This is a genomic window from Paenibacillus sp. GL_099_B (assembly GCF_057835695.1).
This window is the reverse complement of sequence record NZ_CM174430.1, coordinates 6038705-6058831: the sequence shown is the minus strand read 5'-3', so window position 1 is coordinate 6058831 and position 20127 is coordinate 6038705. Positions and strand designations below refer to the sequence as shown.

The window sequence follows — 20127 nt, the reverse complement described above, 5'->3', positions numbered from 1 at the left end:
TATTATGAGGTTAACCAATAAATACTGGTTAGCCTTTTTTTTATAAAAAAAGGTACACAAAAGATACAAAATGAACTAAAATGAACTTATATGAACATTATCTGACTAACGAAAGGAATGGATTAATGATGCAAAACCGTTATGCTGCACACCCAAATGAAGTGAAAAACTATGATACATCCCGTCTTCGCGAGGAATTCCTGATGGAGCAATTGTTTGCAACAGATGAATTGGTGACCGTTTACTCTCATGTGGATCGTTATATTGTAGGAACGGCTGTACCTCAAAGCAAGGATATTGCACTTGAAGTGAATCTGAAGGATATCGGAACGAACTTTTTCCTGGAACGTCGTGAAATCGGTATCATTAATGTGGGAGGCCATGGAACCGTGACAGCCGACGGTCAAGGATACGAGATTGGTGCGAAAGAGTGCCTGTATATCGGCAGAGGTGTAAAAGAGGTTGTATTCAAGAACAGCGGCAACGACCAGCCAGCTCAGTTTTATTTTGTTTCCACACCGGCGCATCATACTTATCCTACGCAAAAGGCAACTCAGGAGCAGGCTCAGCCGAACCATCTCGGTAGCATCGAAAGCTCGAATGAACGGACCATTTATCGCTATATCCACCAGGGAGAAGGCGGAATCCAGAGCTGTCAGCTGGTAATGGGTATTACGGAACTCGACAAGGGTAACATGTGGAACACAATGCCTGCACATACCCACAACCGCCGTTCCGAAGTATACTTATATTTCAACCTGCCGGAAGATGGCGTCGTGTTCCATATGATGGGCGAGCCAAACGAAACACGGCATCTGGTTGTACGTGACCGTCAGGCCATCATCTCTCCTAGCTGGTCTATCCACAGTGGTGTCGGTACGAGCAGCTATACCTTCTGCTGGGCAATGGCTGGGGAAAACCAGACGTTCGAGGATATGGACGGCGTGGCGATGAAGGACTTGAAATAATAAATTACAAATATCTTTTTTAAGTTGAACTCAAGAAGACATGAGAACGGAGGGGACAGAAAGGACCTGAAGAAGCGAAGCGTGCGCCTTTATCACCGGATTTCCCCCTTGAAGAAGGGGTTCAAAAAAATCTGGGGATAAGAGCGATCGGAAGGTTTTCTGTACCCAAAGTGTTACGTGTTAAACTTGTTATTCACCTTAATAAAGATGTATAGGAAGTTGATCTGTGATGAATCCATTGAAAAGACATGAAAAAATTATGGAGGCTCTGCTGGAGCGGCAGGAAGTCACCGTCAGTGATCTGAGTGAACTGCTGCAGGTGACGGGCAAGACTGTACGGGAGGATCTCGATAAGCTGGAAGGCATGGGATTGCTCGTACGTGTCCACGGGGGCGCGATGCTGGCTCAGAACGACCAGTACGGCATCCTCACGAGTCGTGGGGCTACGGAAAAGCATCATTCGGAGAAAACCGAGATTGCCGAGCGAGCCCTTGCTTATATCCGCCCAGGAGATATTGTTGCCCTGGACGGCGGAAGCACCACGTTGGAGATGGCGAAGCGTATGGACAATCAACCCATTACCGTGGTTACCAATGATCTGTTCATTATTGCTGAGCTGACCAAAAAGGAGCAGGTGCGACTGGTTGTGCCTGGCGGGGCAAGAGTCCGCAATATGCTGGTGGGAGACGACACGGCGGCCTTCATTTCGGGTCTCAACATTCACAAAGCGTTTATCTCAACGACGGCACTTCATCCGGAATTTGGACTTTCCATATATACAGGAGATCTGGTGCCACTTAAAAAATCGATGATCTCTGCATCTCAGCAGGTCTATGGCGTCGTGGATCATTATAAATTCGGACAATTTGCCCTTCGGACCTTTGCACACTGTTCGGAGCTGGACTGCATCATCAGCGACAGTCGGCTGAATGAGGAAACAGCAGCCCTGTACAGGCAAAATGGCATCGAAGTCGATTATCAGAGCTGACCTTCAGTTCCACAGTGGTTACGTGACTGCCGAGGCTGAAGAACACGGTTTGCAACCCAATAACATGCGGAGGAATCATTCATGAACCCATTTGATTTAAGCGGACAAGTTGCACTTGTCACTGGTACATCAGGAGGTCTTGGGCAAGGAATGGCGATTGGCCTTGCCGAAGCCGGGGCAGATGTTGTGCTGGTGTCTTACTCCAATCCATCGGAAACAGCGCGTGCCATTGAGGCTCTAGGACGCAAAGCGTATGTGGTTGAAGCTGATTTGAGTCGTGAGGACGAATTGACCGGGGTGTTTGAAAAGGCATTAGACTTTCAAGGGAGAATTGATATTCTGGTCAATAATGCGGGAATTATTCGTCGTACACCTGCAGCCGATCACGGTCAACAGGACTGGCATGATGTCATAGGTCTTAACCTGAATACGGTATTTTTCCTGAGCCAGTTGGCCGGCAGACATATGATTGAACGGGGAAGCGGAAAGATCATTAACATTGCCTCCATGCTGTCTTATCAGGGTGGAATTAACGTACCGGGATACACGGCCAGTAAACATGGGGTAGCCGGTTTAACGAAAGCACTCGCGAATGAATGGGCAGGCAAAGGTGTTCAAATCAACGGGATTGCACCAGGCTATATGGAAACAGACAATACAACTCAGATTCGCGCCGATGAAAATCGGTACCGTGACATCACAGCACGGATTCCGGCTGGACGCTGGGGAACACCTGAGGATCTGAAAGGTCCGGTTGTTTTCCTGGCATCGGCGGCTTCGGATTATTTGAATGGTCACGTACTGAATGTGGATGGCGGCTGGATGGCTCGTTAACCCTGTCAGCGATCGATGGCAAAGGAGGCAGTGACATGAAACTTGGTATTCTTGCGCATACGTTTGGCAAACAGCCTACAGCACAGCTTGCACAGACCATCGCGGATAACGGATTTAATTCGGTACAGCTGGCATTAGCCAAGGCTTTGTCAGATGTGGACTCGGCCAATGGCAAGCTGAGCCCTGGACTGGCGAATGAGATCGGAGATCGATTTGCACAGCGCGGAGTCAAGATTGCGGTATTGGGTTGCTACATTAACCCGATTGATCCTGATCCTGTGGCCCTTCGTGCAGACATTGATCGATTCAAGGAGCATCTGCGTTATGCCCGGGATTTCGGTTGCAGCATGGTGGCAACGGAGACCGGGGGCCTGGATACGTATCGCGACTCTCATCCGGACGGATATGAAGAAAAGGCGTGGACGGTGCTGCGGGAGACGGTAGAGGAACTGGCGGAAGAGGCGGAAAAGTGGGGCGTTCATGCGGCGATTGAGCCTGTATCTACTCATACACTTCATACACGTGAACATATGATCCGCCTGTTTGAAGAAATTCCTTCATCCAATCTGGGCATGCTGTTCGATCCTTGTAATTTGATCAAACAACCGCATGTGGCTGACCAGTCTGCATTTCTGCGTGAAGTGATGGAAACGCTGTATCAGCGCATCATTGTCATTCATGCCAAAGATGTGGCTTTCAATGCACAGGGTGAAAAGTTCAATCCGGTGCCGGGTGAGGGCATTCTGGATTATCCGTTATTTTTTGAACTATTGAAGACCTATAAACCACACATCGATATTTCACTAGAAGGGGTAACGGCGAAAGATGCTGTCCCAGCGGCCAAGCATTTACGTGAGATATGGAGTGGCGTTCGGGTATAGACGGTATAAAGTCGGGCAGAAGTTCAGCAGGTGATGGTTGAAAAAAATCCGGAAAACCTTTGCGGGAGCAAAGGTTTTTTTGGTGTAGCAGTCTTACTGTTACATATTTAACATTTCTTATCGGAAAGATCGGAAATACTTCTTTTCAAAAGCGACATCTTGTGAGAGAATATGGAAAACATACGCCACCATGTCATGACATCTAGGGATTTGCCAAACGTATAAGTTAAGGGAGGAAACAGATTTATGTCAAACGAACGTGAGCTTTCATTTGAAACATTGGCAATCCATGCCGGCCAGGAGATTGATCCGACCACCCATGCACGTGCTGTACCGTTGTACCAAACAACATCCTACGGATTCCGTGATACGGAGCATGCAGCCAATCTGTTTGGATTGAAAGAGTTTGGCAATATCTATACGCGTCTGATGAATCCGACCACGGATGTGTTCGAACAACGTATTGCTGCACTTGAGGGAGGCGCTGGTGCACTGGCTACCGCTTCCGGTCAGGCAGCGATTACGTTCTCTCTCTTAAACATCGCAGGTGCGGGTGACGAGATTGTTTCCGCAGCGAGTCTGTATGGAGGAACGTATAATCTGTTCTCAACCACACTACCGAAACTTGGCCTGGATGTAAAGTTTGTAGATTCCAGTGATCCTGAAAATTTCCGGGCGGCGATTACGGATAAGACAAAAGCATTGTACGCTGAAACTATCGGTAATCCGCAAGGCAACGTACTGGATATTGAAGCTGTGGCAGCCATCGCCCATGAACATGGCATTCCTTTGATTGTAGACAATACATTCCCAAGTCCATATCTGCTTCGTCCAATCGAGCATGGAGCTGATATTGTCGTTCATTCGGCTACCAAATTTATTGGCGGTCACGGTACTTCCATTGGTGGAGTTATTGTGGACAGCGGCAAATTCGACTGGAAAGCGAGTGGCAAGTTCCCGGGACTGACAGAACCGGATTCCAGCTATCATGGTGTCGTATATACAGAAGCGGTTGGACCGATTGCTTATATTATCAAAGCTCGTGTACAATTGCTGCGTGACTTTGGTGCTACTATCTCACCTTTCAATTCATGGTTGCTCATTCAAGGACTGGAGACACTGCATCTGCGTGTTGAACGTCATAGCAGCAACGCACTGGCTGTGGCGCAATATCTGGAGAAACATGAGGATGTGGACTGGGTAAGCTACGCAGGTTTGCCGAGTCACCCTTCCTATGAACTGGCACAGAAGTATTTGCCGAAAGGCCAGGGAGCCATTCTGACCTTTGGTATCAAAGGCGGAGTGGATGCAGGACGCAAACTGATTGAGAATGTGAAGCTGTTCTCTCACCTTGCCAACGTAGGTGACTCCAAGTCACTGATCATTCATCCGGCAAGTACGACGCACCAACAGCTGACAGAAGATGAGCAGACTGCAGCAGGCGTTAATCCTGAGCTGATTCGTTTATCTGTGGGTACAGAGAATATTCAGGATATCCTCTACGATCTGGAGCAAGCCATTAAGGCTAGTCAGCAATCAAGTGTTAGTGTTTAATTCATAACGTTAATAAATTAAATTCACACGAGCCGCTTGTCCTTATGGACGAGTGGCTTTTTTTAATTTTACATCGGCTAAGGTGAAAAACCCATTTACAAATGCAGAACACAGGCATATAATGAAGCAAAAGTTGCATTGGGTAAAAATAATTGCATAAGTACAAAAATGATTATCATTCTCATTCAAAATCATTCAATAACCATTCAATAACCATGCTGCTGCGGGATTCCCGCAGCAGCATGTGTCATTTTTAGGGCATTAACAATGGCTCTCATTCTCAATACGACTTCAATACAGGGAACATGGATGCTGCAAAATGCACTCCACAACCCGACAATCAGAAAGGATTGTGATTCATATGCAAGCGATACACCAACCTATTCAAACCCAAGCAAAAGCTGAACAGCGCTCTGCCAACACACCTGGTCCGGGACGAGGGCGCAAACCAGACTTTCGGGCTATGCTGCGCAACAAGGAAATGCAAGCTGCTCTGGGCAGTGGACTTTTGATGCTTATTGCTTGGGCGACTGCATCGTGGTCCAACCCATTATCCGTACTGCTATATATCGTTGCGTATGCCATAGGTGGATGGACCAAGGCCAAAGAAGGCATAGAGACACTGGTCAAGGATCGTGATCTCGATGTAAATCTGCTCATGATTGCAGCATCGTTGGGAGCGGCAGCCATCGGTTACTGGAATGAAGGCGCCATGCTAATCTTTATTTTTGCGTTAAGTGGTGCGTTGGAAAGCTATGCAACGGAGCGCAGTCACAAGGATATTTCATCACTGCTGGCGCTCAAACCGGAAACGGCGCTGCGTATTGAGGACGGGAAGATGAATCGTGTATCCATCGATGATTTGCAGCCGGGGGATCTGTTGCTGGTCAAACCAGGCGAACTGGTTCCGGCGGATGGTGTAGTGTACCGGGGTAGCTCTTTTATCAATCAGGCCTCGATTACAGGAGAATCCTTACCTATAGACAAAATCGCTGGTGACGAGGTATACGCAGGTACCGTGAATGGCGAAGGTGCTCTATATGTGGAGGTGACCAAATCCGCTGAAGGATCGTTGTTTGGCAAAATCATTAAACTGGTGGAAGAGGCGCAGACGGAAGTGCCGGATTCCCAACGCTTTATTGAGCGATTCGAGGGGATATACGCCCGTATTGTTGTCGCCGTAACGGTGCTGGTTATTGCGGGAACACCGTTATTGCTTGGTTGGACATGGAACGAGGCGTTTTACAAAGCAATGGTGTTTCTGGTTGTAGCTTCACCTTGTGCCCTGGTTTCTTCGATTATGCCGGTCATGTTATCAGCTATGTCCAGCAGTGCGCGTCGCGGTATTCTCTTCAAGGGCGGCGCTCATGTGGAGAACATGGCCCAGACCCGGGTGGTTGCTTTTGATAAAACAGGGACATTGACGATGGGCACCCCACAGGTGACCGATATTATAACGGCAGACGGATATGACCGGGCACAGTTGTTGGGTACGGTAGCCGCGATTGAGAACCTTTCGATGCACCCGCTGGCTCGGGCCATTGTGGAGCAGGCAAGCAAGGAGGACATCATACTCCCGATTGCTGAACAGGTTCAAGCTCTGACGGGCTGGGGGATTGAGGGGAAAGTAAACGGTGTTCTCTGGAAAATTGGCAAAACGGATGAATTGAATACGCATCATATCAGTGAGGTAAATAATGCAAATGATACAGAAGGACAATTGGGTGCTTCTGATATGAACGATCTGGCTGTGTGGCATGGCATACGTGCCCAACTTGAGGGAGAAGGCAAGACCGTGTCTGCCATAACAGCGAACGGGGAGATGGCCGGACTGATCGCGATGAGGGACACCGTGCGCCCACAAGCGTCCGCAGCGGTGGAAAAGCTGGAAGCTATGGGCGTGAAGGTAGCCATGCTGACAGGTGATCGTTCCGAATCGGCAGCGGTGATCGCCCGTGAGACAGGTGTAGGCTTGGTGTATGCAGATCTGTTGCCTGAAGATAAAGTGAAACAGGTGCATCTGCTTCGTGAACAGTATGGGCAAGTGTTAATGGTTGGCGACGGTGTGAATGATGCACCTGCACTTGCAGCGGCGACGGTGGGTATGGGCATGGGAGTATCGGGCAGCGGTACGGCACTGGAAGTAGCAGATGTTGTACTGATGAATGACAATATTGAAGAGATCGCCTGGGTGATCAGGCAGGCGCGCCGGGCACAGCGGACGGTGAAGCAGAATATTTTTTTTGCCATCACGGTAATTCTGGTTCTAATCACGGGCAACTTCTTACAAGATGTTGCATTACCATTGGGTGTAGTAGGCCATGAGGGCAGCACGATCCTGGTTATTCTAAATGGGCTGAGATTGCTACGATAACAAGGCTGAGAGTGGTTTATGTTGGATATCGCTTCTAACTCAGCTAAATCGCATGGCGTTTGAACCTTGGGTCAGAGGGTAATGATTCGAAGAGGCGATTCCAGAGGAACGTTCCGCACGGAACAGGAAATGGAGCGTTGTTATTGAAACATAACCATGCAGTTCGGCATATGCCGTTGCAACGACATGACAATAAAGGGAGCTGTGAAATATGGGACGTTACGTACAAGTTGAACCGAATGTGAGTGTATTTGTTGAAGATATTGGTCAAGGAACACCAGTTGTCTTTTTGCACGGCTGGCCAGTCAATTATAAAATGTTTGAATATCAATTAAATGTACTGCCGAATCATGGCATTCGTGCCATCGCAATAGATTTCAGAGGTTATGGCAAGTCGGACGCACCGTCCACAGGCTATGACTACGACCGGATGGCGGACGATGTGCGTGCTGTAATTGATGATCTGGAGTTGACTGACGTGGTACTTGCAGGCTTCTCCATGGGTGGAGCGATTGCCGTGCATTATATGGCCCGCCATGCGGGACATGGTGTATCCAAGCTGGCCCTATTGTCTGCGGCGGCACCGGTGTTCACGCAGCGTGATGGTTATCCGTATGGGCTGACTCCAGCGCAGCTCACCGAGCAGATTATCGAGCCGATCTTCGCAGATCGTCCGAAGCTGCTGGAGACATTTGGCGGCATGTTTTTCGCGAAGCAGCACAGTCAGCCGTTTATGGATTGGTTCCATGCACTCGGTATGGAGGCTTCGTCTTACAGTACGATTAACAGTGCCATTGCCTTGCGAGATGAGGATTTGCGAGGTGACCTGAGTGCAATTCAGGTGCCAACAGCGATTTTACACGGGAAGAAGGATGAGATCTGTCCGTTTGAGTTTGCCCAAGAGATGCACAAAGGCATTGCTGGTTCTCATTTGATTGCTTTTGAGGAAAGCGGTCACGGGGCGTTCTATGATGAATTGGAAAAATTCAATGCCGAATTGATTCGATTTATCAAATCCGGATTGTGATCGTCAAACGACCTTTACAGATCGTTCCAACTATTTCATTGAATCTTCATTTGTGAACAAAAAAAGAACCTGAAAGTCAGCGAGCCGCTGTCCTTTCAGGTTTTTGCCGTTCATCGTTGTGTTCATGTAAGGGCTGTTCTTTGTTCTTACCATTAAAAGAGTTCAGTCAGGCCAATCATGGTGATTAATCCGAGCAAAAAGGAAACCGTTGCCGCCCGTGCATTGCCGTCGCCGTGGCTTTCAGGAATCAGTTCCTTGTATACGATGAACATCATGGCACCCGCTGCAAAGGCAAGACCATAAGGGACCAGACCGGAGACCAGACTACTGAGTGTATAACCAATCATAGCTGTAACAATCTCAACTGCACCAGTCAGCGTGGCAATGCCGAGCGCCTTGAAGCGACCGATGTTCTGATTAACGAGGAAGAGGGCGACCAGGAATCCTTCCGGCGCATTCTGCAATCCAATGGAAAAGGCAATCAGATTGCCAAGTCCTGCGTCACTGCTTGCGTAGCTGACACCTACCGATAACCCTTCGGGCAGGTTATGCATGGTGATGGCTGCAATGATCATGAAGGCTTTGGCTTCAATTTTGAAAGGCATCTTCTCGGGATTTTCCAAATCAACATGTGGAATCTTCATCTCCAGCACAAGCAGGACCATGCTGCCCAGCATAATACCAAGGGCAAGTACAAACAAATTGGATTGCCCGAGCGCTTCCGGAATAAGATTGTACACCGAGGCAGAGGTCATGATCCCTGCTGCATAGGCAAGCAAAATATCACGCAGACGGTGGGTAACTTTACGCATAAATAGAATAGGTATGGCCCCAAGGCCGGTAGACATGGCTGAGATAAAGCTGCCAATGAGTGCATCGTTCATGCTTCCATTTTCCCTCCTGATGAAGACTTCTTCATAATCGCTGCCGAGCATTGACACCGTACATAAAAGAGATCATAATGAACAACAGATTAGAATGATTATAAATTAGAATTCCGTTTCTGCATAGGTTAATTGTCATAACGGGCAGTTCATGTGGACATGATGTAGGCTTTCGTTCTAGTGTATGCAAAAGCATTTGCTTTTGATGCCGGAGAGCCTGACCTTTTTGCAGAACCCGGGGGAGGAACTATACATGTATAAATCAATTATTATTGGAACAGGCCCTGCAGGGCTGACAGCAGCAATCTATTTGGCACGTGCCAACTTGAGCCCACTCGTTATTGAAGGACCGCAACCTGGTGGTCAATTGACAACAACAACAGAAGTGGAGAACTTCCCAGGTTTCCCTGACGGCATTATGGGGCCTGAACTGATGGACAATATGCGCAAACAAGCAGAACGCTTCGGTGCAGAATTCCGTACAGGCTGGGTAAACAACATCGATATGAGCGAGCGTCCATTCAAAATTCAGGTTGAAGGTATGGGTGAACTCGTATCCGAAACCTTGATCCTGTCTACAGGCGCATCTGCTAAATACCTCGGTATTCCTGGAGAAGAAACGAATGTGGGCCGTGGTGTCAGCACTTGTGCGACATGTGACGGATTCTTCTTCCGCAACAAAGAAATCATTGTTATTGGCGGTGGCGACTCCGCGCTGGAGGAAGCGAGCTTCCTGTCCCGTTTCGGTTCCAAAGTAACTTTGGTACACCGTCGTGAAGAACTGCGTGGTTCCAAAATCATGCAGGATCGTGCACGCAGCAACGAGAAAGTGGAGATGGCATTGAACCGTACCCCTCTTGAAGTGCTGGCTGGCGACAACGGCGTAACTGGATTGAAAGTACTGAACAACGAAACAGGTGAAGAAGAAATCATCCCTGCTAGCGGTGTATTCGTTGCAATTGGTCACACACCAAACACTGGATTCCTGGGCGGACAAATCACAACCGACGAACACGGTTATATTTTGACTACACCGGGCACATCCGAAACCAATATCCCAGGCGTATTCGCTTGTGGTGATGTACAGGATACCCGTTACAAACAAGCGATCACAGCTGCAGGTAGTGGATGTATGGCTGCGATGGATACAGAGAAATATATTGAGAGCTTGGAGCACAGCGCAGTAGTTCTGTAAGGGAAGAGCTGTTTTGATCAATAGATTAGTCTATAAAATAACAATATGAGGTGAATAAACATGGAAAACGTAATTGTATACACATCAACCAACTGCCCAAACTGCAAATCAGTAAAAAGCTTCTTGGCTGACAAAGGCATCTCTTATGAAGAGCGCAACATCGAGACAAGCGATGAGTTCGCACAACAAGTATGGGACATGGGCGTACGTGCCGTACCTCTGACTGTTATTGGTGAACACCGCATTCTGGGTATGAACAAAACTCAATTCGCCAAAGCGCTGGACGCTTAATTTACCCTGTATAGGGTAAGTTCAAGTCACATGCAGCTATTCCGGTTCGCGCGAGCCGTTTGAATATATATTGGAGAAGCCTTAGTCCGAATCAGGACTGAGGCTTCTTTTATCTGCAACATGAAAAATCCCCTTTCACAGCTACAACAGAGCACATGTTTCATGAACTCTTTTGTGGATGTAAAAGGGGATTTGACGTTAAAATCAAACATATTTTATCTAAAAAAATATACTCATAAAGGTCTGAAATACTACATACACCAGTACGCCTGACAGCATGTACATGAAACCAGCCTTCTTTTTGCTCTGAAACAATCGAAGTATGCCAAGGCTGAACAGCGGCGCAAGCACGATCAGGAACAGGAGTACGGTGACAAACATTTGCGCCGAGATATCTGAAGTATCCACGTAGGTCACGAATTTTCACTCCGTTTCGTCATCGGAATTAACACGGCGACATTCATGCCACCATGACAAAAATCACATAACCCTATTATACCTCTGGATTTCTTTAACAAAAAGGGAGGAAATGGGGCAAAATGATGTCAATTTTCATCGGTTATTAGACGGACACTCTTATTTTACCTAGAAATTGGGAAATTGCTGAGTAAGCGGCACCAACACGTGTGGACCGACTGCCCAGAGCAGCCCATTCAATCTGCAAACTGCGGCGGTGATAGGGCAACGTACGCTCCTCCACCACTTGTTTCAGCGCCGTTTCAATCCATGGCCCTGCTTCAGAAAGAGGGCCGCCGATAATGATGCGTTCAGGATTGAAACTGTTGACGATATTGGTGATGCCAACCCCCAGTTTGCGGCCGATTTCCTCATATAACTTCAATACATCTTCATGGCCTTGCTGTGCATAATCAATCAATTCCCGTGTCGTATGTGCCGGCAAAAGCAACTGATGATCCGGGTGCTCATAAGCTTTCTCCGAAGCATATAACTCCCAGCAGCCACGATTACCACAGGAGCATGGTCTGCCTTCTGCTTCAATGGACATATGGCCGGTTTCTCCGGCATATCCCCAGGCTCCTTTGTACAGCTCACCATCCACCATAATGCCTGAACCGATCCCGATGCCTGCACTAATGTAAATCAGATGACGTACACCGATGCCTGCACCAAAATTTAACTCTCCGTGAGCACCTGCATTCGCTTCATTATCGATCGTAACAGGTAGCTTGAATGCTTCTTCCAGCATGGCGCGCAGTGGCACCTTCTCCCACCCCAGGTTGGGTGCAAACAGCACCGTTCCTTCCTCGTCCACCATACCCGGCACCCCGATACCAATGCCAATTACCCCGTGAGGGGAGGGAGGGGCTGCATGAATCAGATGTTCTGCCGCAAGTTTCAACTGTTCAAATACAGAGGACACATCATGATGTTCCAGCTTCACGGCGTACTCTGTGATGATATGACCTTCCAGATCGGTGAGCACACCCTTTAAGTGGGTTACGCTGAGCTCCAAACCTACGGCATATCCCGATGTACCGCGAAATAGCAACATCAGAGGTTTACGTCCACCGCTGGATTCCCCAGGGCCAATTTCCTGCAAGAGTTCATCATTGATCAGATCGGCAACCAGATTGGATACCGTTGCTTTATTCAGCCCTGTAATCTCGGATACCCGCGCACGGGAGAGGGGGGCATGACGCCGAATCGTATCCAGGACGATCGACTTGTTTATTTTTTTGACCAGCATCTGGTCTCCGGTAATTTTCATATCCATAAGGCACTCCTATTCTTCTATAAAAGGGTTCAGACCCGCAATCCGTAAACAAGCTATTCGACTATTATAGCGTAAACAAACGTGCAAAAAAAATTTTATTTTTACTTTGTTTAACCAATAGACAAAGTATAACCGATGTGTTAGGATAACGTTGTAAACGATTACTTTTAAAACTATTGAGGAGGCATTTTATATGGCCTATTTTGAATCCGTTAATAAAATTTCATTCGAAGGTAAAGATTCCACGAATCCATTTGCTTTTAAACATTATAATCCGGAAGAAGTTGTAGCCGGCAAATCGATGGAAGAGCACTTCCGTTTCGGCATGGCTTACTGGCATACATTAACAGCGGGCGGTAGTGACCCGTTTGGTGCAGAGACTGCTGTTCGTTCTTGGGATAAATACTCCGGTCTGGACCTCGCGAAAGTACGCGTGGAAGCGGCATTTGAATTTTTGGAAAAAATGAATCTCCCGTTCTTCTGTTTCCACGATGTGGACATCGCACCAGAAGGCAACAGCCTGCGTGAGTTCTACAGCAACATCGATACGATCGTTGACCTGATTGAAGGCCACATGAAATCCAGCGGCAAAAAACTGCTTTGGAATACAGCCAATATGTTCTCCAACCCACGCTTCATGTTTGGTGCAGCTTCCACTTGCAACGCAGATGTGTACGCTCATGCTGCAGCGCAAATCAAGAAAGGTCTGGAAGTGGGGAAACGTCTGGGCGCAGAAAACTATGTGTTCTGGGGCGGTCGTGAAGGTTATGACACGTTGCTCAACACAGACATGCAACTGGAGCAGGACAACATTGCCCGCATGTTCCACATGGCAGTAGACTACGCTAAGGAAATTGGCTTCGATGCACAATTCCTGATTGAGCCTAAACCGAAAGAGCCAACCAAACACCAATATGACTATGATGCAGCAACTTCCATTGCCTTCCTGCAAAAATACGGTTTGGACAAACACTTCAAACTGAACCTGGAAGCAAACCACGCTACATTGGCTGGTCACACATTCGATCACGAGATCCGCGTTGCCCGCACAAACGGTATGCTCGGTTCCCTCGATGCTAACCAAGGCGACATGCTGATCGGTTGGGATACGGATGAGTTCCCGGTTGATATGTACGATGCTACATTGACTATGTACGAAGTATTGAAAAATGGCGGTATCGGCCGTGGTGGTGTGAACTTCGACGCCAAAGTACGTCGTGGTTCCTTCGAAGCAGACGATCTGTTCCTGGCACACATCGCTGGTATGGATACGTATGCTAAAGGTCTGAAAGTAGCAGCGAAATTGATTGAAGATCGTGTATTCGATGACTTCATTGAAAAACGTTACAGCAGCTTCAGCGAAGGTATCGGTGCAGATGTAGTTGCAGGTAAAGCAACACTGGCTTCCCTTGCAGAGTACGCGCTGAACAACGAAAGCCCACGCAAAAACCAATCCGGACGTCAGGAATTGTTGAGAGCAAAACTCAACCAATACATCCTGGCTGACTAATATCGGATTTCATCTGTGCAAGGCATGGCATGTAGCCATGCCTGCCCTGTACAAGCTTGTACCACGGAACGCCTGAACAAGCATGACATTCGGACCGTTCCCGACTTTCCCCTGGGAAGGCGGGGGCGGTTTTTTGATACCCGAGCCAATGATACACGAGTGACCTACAGGCGTATCAAGGTTTCATTTATAACCAATGACGAATCAAGGTCATTGGTCAATCTTTCCGCTATAAGAACGAGTACGTTTTACTGTTTTGATATAAATGTTTTTCTAAGATGGTGCATGCAGAACGAAGTGAGCAGAAAGGACCCGAGGAAGCGAAGCGTTCGCATTTATCCCCGGATTTCTCCCTTGCTAAAGGGTATAAAGGAAATCCGGGGGTAACGGCGATCCGAGGGTTTTCTGATCACGGAGTGCCCACATGAGCATCAAAGTTTCATTTATACAATCCTGTTACAAACGAGAGGAGTTAACTCATGAGTTACGTAATTGGTGTCGATCTGGGAACAAGTGCAGTCAAAACTGTGCTGGTTAACCGTGAAGGGAAAGTGGCGTTTGAAGCATCCGAGGCTTATCCACTGTACCAGCCCAAAGCTGGATACAGTGAGCAGAACCCTGAAGATTGGGTAGAGCAGACAATTGTTTCGCTGCGCAAATTGCTGGAGGTGTCCGGCGTACATCCTTCGGAAATTGAAGGACTGAGCTTCTCCGGACAGATGCATGGATTGGTGCTGGTGGATGCCGAGGGCAAACCGCTACGCAATGCAATTCTGTGGAATGATACACGGACAACGGCTCAGTGCCGCCGCATTGAGAAGGTGCTGGATGGCAAACTGCTAAGTATTGCCCGCAACCGTGCACTCGAAGGTTTTACCCTGCCCAAAATTCTGTGGGTACAGGAGAACGAGCCGGAATTGCTGCAACAGGCAGCCCTGTTCCTGTTGCCGAAGGACTATGTGCGGTATCGCCTGACAGGTGATTATGCCATGGATTATTCGGATGCAGCAGGCACATTGCTGCTGGACGTTGCAGGCAAACAGTGGAGCAAGGAAATCGCGGAAGCTTTTGAACTGTCGGTATCCTTGTGCCCACGACTTGTGGAGTCATTTGAAGAAGTGGGCACACTGCTGCCTGAGATTGCGGATCAAACCGGACTTGCAGCCGCAACCAAAGTATATGCAGGCGGTGCGGACAATGCATGCGGAGCCATTGGCGCAGGCATTCTGAGTGAAGGACAGACCATGTGCAGCATCGGAACGTCCGGGGTTGTGCTTTCCTATGAAGAGCGTAAAGATCTCGATTTCGAAGGCAAAGTGCACTTTTTTAACCATGGCGAGAAAGATGCGTTCTATATTATGGGGGTAACGCTTGCGGCAGGATATAGCCTGTCCTGGTTCAAGGATACTTTTGCAGCAGACAAATCATTTGATGTGCTCTTGCAGGGCATTGATGCAATTCCGGCTGGAAGCAACGGGTTGCTGTTCACGCCTTATATCGTCGGCGAGCGTACACCACACCCGGATGCGAACATTCGTGGTAGCTTTATCGGCATGGATGCCGGACATAAGCTGGAGCATTTTGGACGTGCTGTGATGGAGGGCATTACATTCTCGCTGCGCGAGTCCATTGATATTCTGCGTAACGCTGGCAAAACGGTCAATGAAGTTATCTCCATTGGTGGTGGTGCTAAAAATGAAGCCTGGCTTCAAATGCAGGCCGATGTCTTCAATGCAACCATTGTGAAATTGGAAAGTGAGCAGGGCCCAGCAATGGGCGCGGCGATGCTGGCAGCTTATGGCTGTGGCTGGTTCCCATCCTTGCAGGAATGTGCAGCAGCGTTCATTCGCCCTGCCAAATCCTACGCGCCTAACCCGGAAACGGTCAAGGTTTATGACGGACTATTTGCACTGTATCAGGATGTGTACGGGCAAACACGCAGCCTGAATGACCGTCTGGCAGCATATCGTTGATTATTCAGACCTCTTCCATATCGAGATCCCAATAGGTCATTAAATATTAAACCAATGAAATATTAAATTAAGGAGGTACCTGCGAAAGCGGGTGCCTTTTTTGTCGTTGTTCATGAAAGAAGGACATATCATATTTTGAAGGTTCCTAAACGTCATGAAAGGTTCCATGCCAGACATAACCCTATTCCAGACGCGCATAGATTAGATATTAAGGTTAACAGGGGTTATGCCATTTTAATCAGCCATATTACATCAGGTAATATGCGTGACAGACTCAGCCTGGAGGTGGGGAGTTGGAAGATAGTGAAACAACCACGAGGCCGCATGTCACCTTGTCCATGATTGTCCGCAATGAGGGGTACAGGTATCTCAGACAGGCGTTGGAGACGCACCGGCCGTGGATTGATCGTGCGGTGATCATTGACGACGGAAGTACAGACCATACCGTCGCTTTATGCCAGGAAATGCTGGAGGGAATCCCGCTTACGTTGATTGTGAACCCGGTCTCCCTGTTTGCAGATGAGGTGAGTTTACGCAAGCAACAGTGGGAGACTACGGTGGCTACCAAACCGGAATGGATTTTGAATCTGGACGCGGACGAAATTCTGACGACGGATTTTGGTATTGTTCGGAATCAACTGTTGGGTGGAACGCAGGACGCCATTTATTTCAGGTTGTTTGATATGTGGAGCGATACACATTACCGGGAAGACCAATACTGGCAGGCTCATGTGTATTATCGGCCATTTCTGGTCCGATACCGACCGGAATGGAGCTATGAATGGAAGGAAACTCCGCAGCACTGCGGCCGTTTCCCTTTAACCATTCAGCATTTTGCCTATGGATGTCACTCCCCTCGGGTGAAGCATTATGGTTGGGCACGTGCAGAGGACCGGATTCGTAAATATGAGCGCTATCAGGCACTGGACCCGGATGCGAGATATGGCTGGAAGGAACAGTACGAATCGATTTTGGATGCAGATCCAAGACTCCTGCAATGGTCGGAATAAGGGAAGGAGGACAATAGATTTGAAGAGGGAAAAAGAAAAAGGTAAAGAAGAGCCAAAGGAAAAGGTTCTTATCGCAAGTCCTGTTCGGCAGACGGCTGCGGTACTCCGTGAATTTCTCCAGTCCTTGGAATCGCTTGAGCGAACGACGGTAACGACAGACTATCTGTTTGTGGACGACAACGAAGAAGAAGCGGCATCCAATATGCTCCAGGAGTTTGTACTTCGGCATGAAGGCAACCTTTTGGATGCCAATGTAGATGAGGCAGATGCCAGTCAGGGAAAAGGAATTTACAACAAGGACGAGGGTGGGCATTATTGGCGCGACGAACAGATCTGGCGGGTAGCCGGACTGAAAAATCGTATTTTGGCATATGCCCATGACCAGAAGTACGATGCCGTTTTCTTGATTGATTCCGATCTCGTCCTGCATCCACGGACATTGGAACAGCTCGTATCGAAAAGGAAGGAGATCATCTCCAATATCTTCTGGACACGATGGCAGCCGGGCACAAGGGAAATGCCACAAGTCTGGTTGCAGGATGAGTACGCCCTATTTCGTAAGAACAAACGGGTCACAGGGGAGGAGGCAGAGGACGAGAGTACACAAACGGATACATTTCTGAGGCAATTGCGTACCCCGGGTTGTTATGAAGTGGGGGGACTTGGGGCGTGTACCCTCATTCGTAGGAACGTATTGGACTCCGGGATTTCCTATGACCAGATTCCGAATGTATCTTTCTGGGGTGAGGACCGTCATTTTTGCATTCGTGCACAGGCACTGGGTTTCCGTTTATACGTGGATACACATTTTCCGGCCTATCATATCTATCGACTATCGGAATTGCCGGGAGTAGCTGCTTTTAATCGCAGAGCCATACGCGGAGAGGAATCGATCAGTATTTCGCTGTGTATGATTGTGAAAAATGAAGAGGCTTCCCTTGCCAGATGTCTGGATTCGGTTAATGGGATTGCTGACGAGATTGTGATCGTAGATACGGGTTCGACGGACCAGACGCGTCAGATCGCGGCTCGTTATACGGAACGCATTGTTGATTTTGAGTGGGTGGATGATTTTGCGGCAGCACGGAACTTTGCCTTTGAACAAGCAAAAAGTGAATATATACTATGGCTGGATGCAGATGATGTGTTTGAACCGGATGACCGGGTGAAGCTCATTGAACTGAAGCGTTCCCTGGACCCCGCTGTGGATAGTGTTACGATGGATTATCATCTGTCCTTTACGGCGGAGGGACAGGTGGCATATAGTCTGAGGCGGAACCGGCTGGTGCGCCGGGATCGGAATTATCGCTGGATTGGTGCAGTGCATGAATATCTGGAAGTGACCGGTCATCTGCTGCATAGTGACGTGGCAGTCACGCATAAGAAAGACAAGGAATACACGGACCGCAATCTAAAGATTTATCGTAAACGCGAACAGGCAGGGGAGGAATTCTCTCCGCGTGATTTATATTATTTTGGCAATGAACTGAGAGACCACGGGCATCTTGAAGATGCAGTACAATACTATGGAAAATTTCTGGACACCGGGCTGGGATGGGTCGAGGATCAGATTGCAGCATGCCAGAAGATAGCTGATTGTGAGGTAGCACTTGAACGTTCGGAAAAGGAAGTCTCGGCATTGCTGAGATCCTTTGCCTTTGATTTGCCGAGGGCAGAGATCTGCTGCCGATTGGGTGGATATTTTGCCGATCGTACCGATTACCGCAAAGCCTTATACTGGTATGAACAGGCGACCCGCGCCGTACGCCCGACTGATCCAATGGTTGTATTGAACGAAGCTGCATGGACATGGATGCCGCATTTACAATTGTGTGTGTGTTATGACCGGATGGGCAATCGAGCAAAAGCCAAAGAGCACAATGACATTGCTTTGATATACCATCCGACACATCCCAGCATGTTGTATAATGATAAGTATTTTAAGGATCTGGAGAAGGATAATGTACTGGAAAATGCTTAGAACAAACCTCTCTAATGGAACAAAGTGGATGAATAATCCCTTTTTCCATGGAGAGGTTTTTGCGTTTCCAATTAAGTGTATATCGGAGACTTTGATGCACACTCTCTTACAAGAAATTGGATCAAATGATTTCATCCAGGGGACGATATGCTTTACAATAGTGACTAACGGAAAAGCGGTGATAAAGAATACTTGTCTTCGGCTGCCGAATCTATGAAACAAGGGGAAGTTGGCATGAATCTGACGGAAGTATTATTGGAATCGAGACTGGTCGCTATTGTGCGCGGTATTAGCCGGGAATCTGCTCAGGCAGCAGGGCAGGGGATGACAGATGGGGGAATCCGTCTGATGGAAGTGACGCTGAACACACCTGGGGCACACGATATTATTGCAGACTGGCGTGCAAGGCATGAGGGTAAGGCTTATATCGGGGCGGGCACGGTACTCAATGTGCAGATGGCCAAAGAAGCCGTTGCAGCGGGTGCTCAATTTCTGGTGTCTCCGAATGTCGATCTGTCCGTTATTGAATATGCTGTAGAACATGGAGTGGAGATCTGGCCCGGTGCGATGACTCCAACGGAGATTGTGGCTGCCTATGAAGCAGGAGCAAGAGTGGTGAAGCTGTTTCCAATGGCGAGTCTGGGTATTCCGTATTTACGTGAAATCAAGGCTCCATTGAATCATATTCCACTGCTTGCCACAGGAGGAGCCACTCTGGATAACATTGCAGATTATTATGCTGCGGGTGCGGCAGCAGTGGGCCTTGGAAGTGCACTTTTACCACGAGAAGCACTTGCAGCAGGGAATGATGAGCAGATTGCCGCTTGCACACGTGCATTTGTGGAAATAGCGAAAATCGAGGGTTGAACCTTGAAGCCAACGGAAGTGGATTAGACACATCAGGGTATATAAGAAGAGCTTC

Annotated in this window: 17 protein-coding genes and 1 pseudogene; 15 read left to right on the top strand and 3 right to left on the bottom strand. The window is 48.2% G+C overall.

Features of this window, described 5'->3' with window-relative positions:
• The first annotated feature begins 128 nt into the window (after positions 1 to 128).
• From kduI to AC3ITG_RS27520, 7 genes are all read left to right on the top strand, one after another.
• On the top strand, positions 129 to 968 hold the full coding sequence (gene kduI / locus AC3ITG_RS27550; RefSeq protein WP_413379833.1) for a 5-dehydro-4-deoxy-D-glucuronate isomerase: 840 nt from the start codon (positions 129 to 131) through the stop codon (positions 966 to 968).
• Between the two features lie 229 nt (positions 969 to 1197).
• Positions 1198 to 1956 carry a DeoR/GlpR family DNA-binding transcription regulator gene (locus tag AC3ITG_RS27545; protein WP_489251925.1) on the top strand — a complete coding sequence of 253 codons (759 nt, stop codon included), beginning with the start codon at positions 1198 to 1200 and terminating at the stop codon, positions 1954 to 1956.
• Between the two features lie 81 nt (positions 1957 to 2037).
• A complete protein-coding gene (kduD, locus tag AC3ITG_RS27540) occupies positions 2038 to 2790 on the top strand; it encodes a 2-dehydro-3-deoxy-D-gluconate 5-dehydrogenase KduD (protein WP_413373645.1) in 753 nt (250 codons plus the stop codon).
• 35 nt (positions 2791 to 2825) lie between these two features.
• Complete coding sequence (locus AC3ITG_RS27535) at positions 2826 to 3671, top strand: sugar phosphate isomerase/epimerase family protein (RefSeq protein ID WP_489251924.1); 846 nt, start codon at positions 2826 to 2828, stop codon at positions 3669 to 3671.
• A 246-nt stretch (positions 3672 to 3917) separates the two neighbouring features.
• A complete protein-coding gene (locus tag AC3ITG_RS27530) occupies positions 3918 to 5225 on the top strand; it encodes a homocysteine synthase (protein ID WP_489251923.1) in 1308 nt (435 codons plus the stop codon).
• 361 nt (positions 5226 to 5586) lie between these two features.
• Complete coding sequence (locus AC3ITG_RS27525) at positions 5587 to 7599, top strand: heavy metal translocating P-type ATPase (RefSeq protein WP_489251922.1); 2013 nt, start codon at positions 5587 to 5589, stop codon at positions 7597 to 7599.
• Between the two features lie 211 nt (positions 7600 to 7810).
• Complete coding sequence (locus AC3ITG_RS27520) at positions 7811 to 8626, top strand: alpha/beta fold hydrolase (protein WP_413373641.1); 816 nt, start codon at positions 7811 to 7813, stop codon at positions 8624 to 8626.
• 152 nt (positions 8627 to 8778) lie between these two features.
• On the opposite strand, the gene AC3ITG_RS27515 is transcribed toward AC3ITG_RS27520, so the two are convergent.
• Positions 8779 to 9510: a ZIP family metal transporter gene (locus AC3ITG_RS27515; protein WP_053779008.1), complete on the bottom strand. Its 732-nt coding sequence runs from the start codon at positions 9508 to 9510 to the stop codon at positions 8779 to 8781.
• 253 nt (positions 9511 to 9763) lie between these two features.
• Here AC3ITG_RS27515 and trxB point away from each other — a divergent pair, with 253 nt between their 5' ends.
• Positions 9764 to 10705, top strand: a complete 942-nt coding sequence (trxB, locus tag AC3ITG_RS27510; protein ID WP_064640605.1) for a thioredoxin-disulfide reductase — start codon at positions 9764 to 9766, stop codon at positions 10703 to 10705.
• Positions 10706 to 10765: 60 nt separating this feature from the next.
• Positions 10766 to 10996: a glutaredoxin family protein gene (locus AC3ITG_RS27505; protein WP_024631391.1), complete on the top strand. Its 231-nt coding sequence runs from the start codon at positions 10766 to 10768 to the stop codon at positions 10994 to 10996.
• A 219-nt stretch (positions 10997 to 11215) separates the two neighbouring features.
• Here the strand turns inward: AC3ITG_RS27505 and AC3ITG_RS27500 are convergent, their stop codons facing one another.
• Positions 11216 to 11413 carry a hypothetical protein gene (locus AC3ITG_RS27500; protein WP_053779005.1) on the bottom strand — a complete coding sequence of 66 codons (198 nt, stop codon included), beginning with the start codon at positions 11411 to 11413 and terminating at the stop codon, positions 11216 to 11218.
• Between the two features lie 145 nt (positions 11414 to 11558).
• Positions 11559 to 12725, bottom strand: a complete 1167-nt coding sequence (locus tag AC3ITG_RS27495; protein ID WP_489254539.1) for an ROK family protein — start codon at positions 12723 to 12725, stop codon at positions 11559 to 11561.
• Between the two features lie 199 nt (positions 12726 to 12924).
• On the opposite strand from AC3ITG_RS27495, the gene xylA reads away from it, so the two are divergent.
• The 6 genes and pseudogenes from xylA to AC3ITG_RS27465 all read left to right on the top strand — a co-directional run bounded on the left by xylA (position 12925) and on the right by AC3ITG_RS27465 (position 20072).
• The gene (xylA, locus tag AC3ITG_RS27490) at positions 12925 to 14241 is read left to right on the top strand and encodes a xylose isomerase (RefSeq protein ID WP_063566575.1); all 1317 of its coding nucleotides are present in this window, start codon (positions 12925 to 12927) and stop codon (positions 14239 to 14241) included.
• Positions 14242 to 14720: 479 nt separating this feature from the next.
• Positions 14721 to 16214: a xylulokinase gene (gene xylB / locus AC3ITG_RS27485; RefSeq protein ID WP_489251921.1), complete on the top strand. Its 1494-nt coding sequence runs from the start codon at positions 14721 to 14723 to the stop codon at positions 16212 to 16214.
• Between the two features lie 293 nt (positions 16215 to 16507).
• The gene (locus tag AC3ITG_RS27480; RefSeq protein WP_489251920.1) at positions 16508 to 17224 is read left to right on the top strand and encodes a glycosyltransferase; all 717 of its coding nucleotides are present in this window, start codon (positions 16508 to 16510) and stop codon (positions 17222 to 17224) included.
• Positions 17121 to 17708: pseudogene (locus AC3ITG_RS27475) on the top strand (glycosyltransferase family 2 protein); the annotation flags it as partial. The gene AC3ITG_RS27480 and the pseudogene AC3ITG_RS27475, both read left to right, overlap by 104 nt.
• A gap of 426 nt (positions 17709 to 18134) precedes the next feature.
• On the top strand, positions 18135 to 19205 hold the full coding sequence (locus tag AC3ITG_RS27470; RefSeq protein WP_489254538.1) for a glycosyltransferase: 1071 nt from the start codon (positions 18135 to 18137) through the stop codon (positions 19203 to 19205).
• A gap of 234 nt (positions 19206 to 19439) precedes the next feature.
• Positions 19440 to 20072 carry a bifunctional 4-hydroxy-2-oxoglutarate aldolase/2-dehydro-3-deoxy-phosphogluconate aldolase gene (locus tag AC3ITG_RS27465; RefSeq protein WP_413373637.1) on the top strand — a complete coding sequence of 211 codons (633 nt, stop codon included), beginning with the start codon at positions 19440 to 19442 and terminating at the stop codon, positions 20070 to 20072.
• Positions 20073 to 20127 lie beyond the last annotated feature (55 nt).

Coding starts and splice junctions, on each gene's coding strand:
- kduI (WP_413379833.1), top strand. CDS start 129: ATGCAAAACCGTTATGCTGCACACCCAAATGAAGTGAAAAACTATGAT.
- AC3ITG_RS27545 (WP_489251925.1), top strand. CDS start 1,198: ATGAATCCATTGAAAAGACATGAAAAAATTATGGAGGCTCTGCTGGAG.
- kduD (WP_413373645.1), top strand. CDS start 2,038: ATGAACCCATTTGATTTAAGCGGACAAGTTGCACTTGTCACTGGTACA.
- AC3ITG_RS27535 (WP_489251924.1), top strand. CDS start 2,826: ATGAAACTTGGTATTCTTGCGCATACGTTTGGCAAACAGCCTACAGCA.
- AC3ITG_RS27530 (WP_489251923.1), top strand. CDS start 3,918: ATGTCAAACGAACGTGAGCTTTCATTTGAAACATTGGCAATCCATGCC.
- AC3ITG_RS27525 (WP_489251922.1), top strand. CDS start 5,587: ATGCAAGCGATACACCAACCTATTCAAACCCAAGCAAAAGCTGAACAG.
- AC3ITG_RS27520 (WP_413373641.1), top strand. CDS start 7,811: ATGGGACGTTACGTACAAGTTGAACCGAATGTGAGTGTATTTGTTGAA.
- AC3ITG_RS27515 (WP_053779008.1), bottom strand. CDS start 9,510: ATGAACGATGCACTCATTGGCAGCTTTATCTCAGCCATGTCTACCGGC.
- trxB (WP_064640605.1), top strand. CDS start 9,764: ATGTATAAATCAATTATTATTGGAACAGGCCCTGCAGGGCTGACAGCA.
- AC3ITG_RS27505 (WP_024631391.1), top strand. CDS start 10,766: ATGGAAAACGTAATTGTATACACATCAACCAACTGCCCAAACTGCAAA.
- AC3ITG_RS27495 (WP_489254539.1), bottom strand. CDS start 12,725: ATGAAAATTACCGGAGACCAGATGCTGGTCAAAAAAATAAACAAGTCG.
- xylA (WP_063566575.1), top strand. CDS start 12,925: ATGGCCTATTTTGAATCCGTTAATAAAATTTCATTCGAAGGTAAAGAT.
- xylB (WP_489251921.1), top strand. CDS start 14,721: ATGAGTTACGTAATTGGTGTCGATCTGGGAACAAGTGCAGTCAAAACT.
- AC3ITG_RS27470 (WP_489254538.1), top strand. CDS start 18,135: ATGATTGTGAAAAATGAAGAGGCTTCCCTTGCCAGATGTCTGGATTCG.
- AC3ITG_RS27465 (WP_413373637.1), top strand. CDS start 19,440: ATGAATCTGACGGAAGTATTATTGGAATCGAGACTGGTCGCTATTGTG.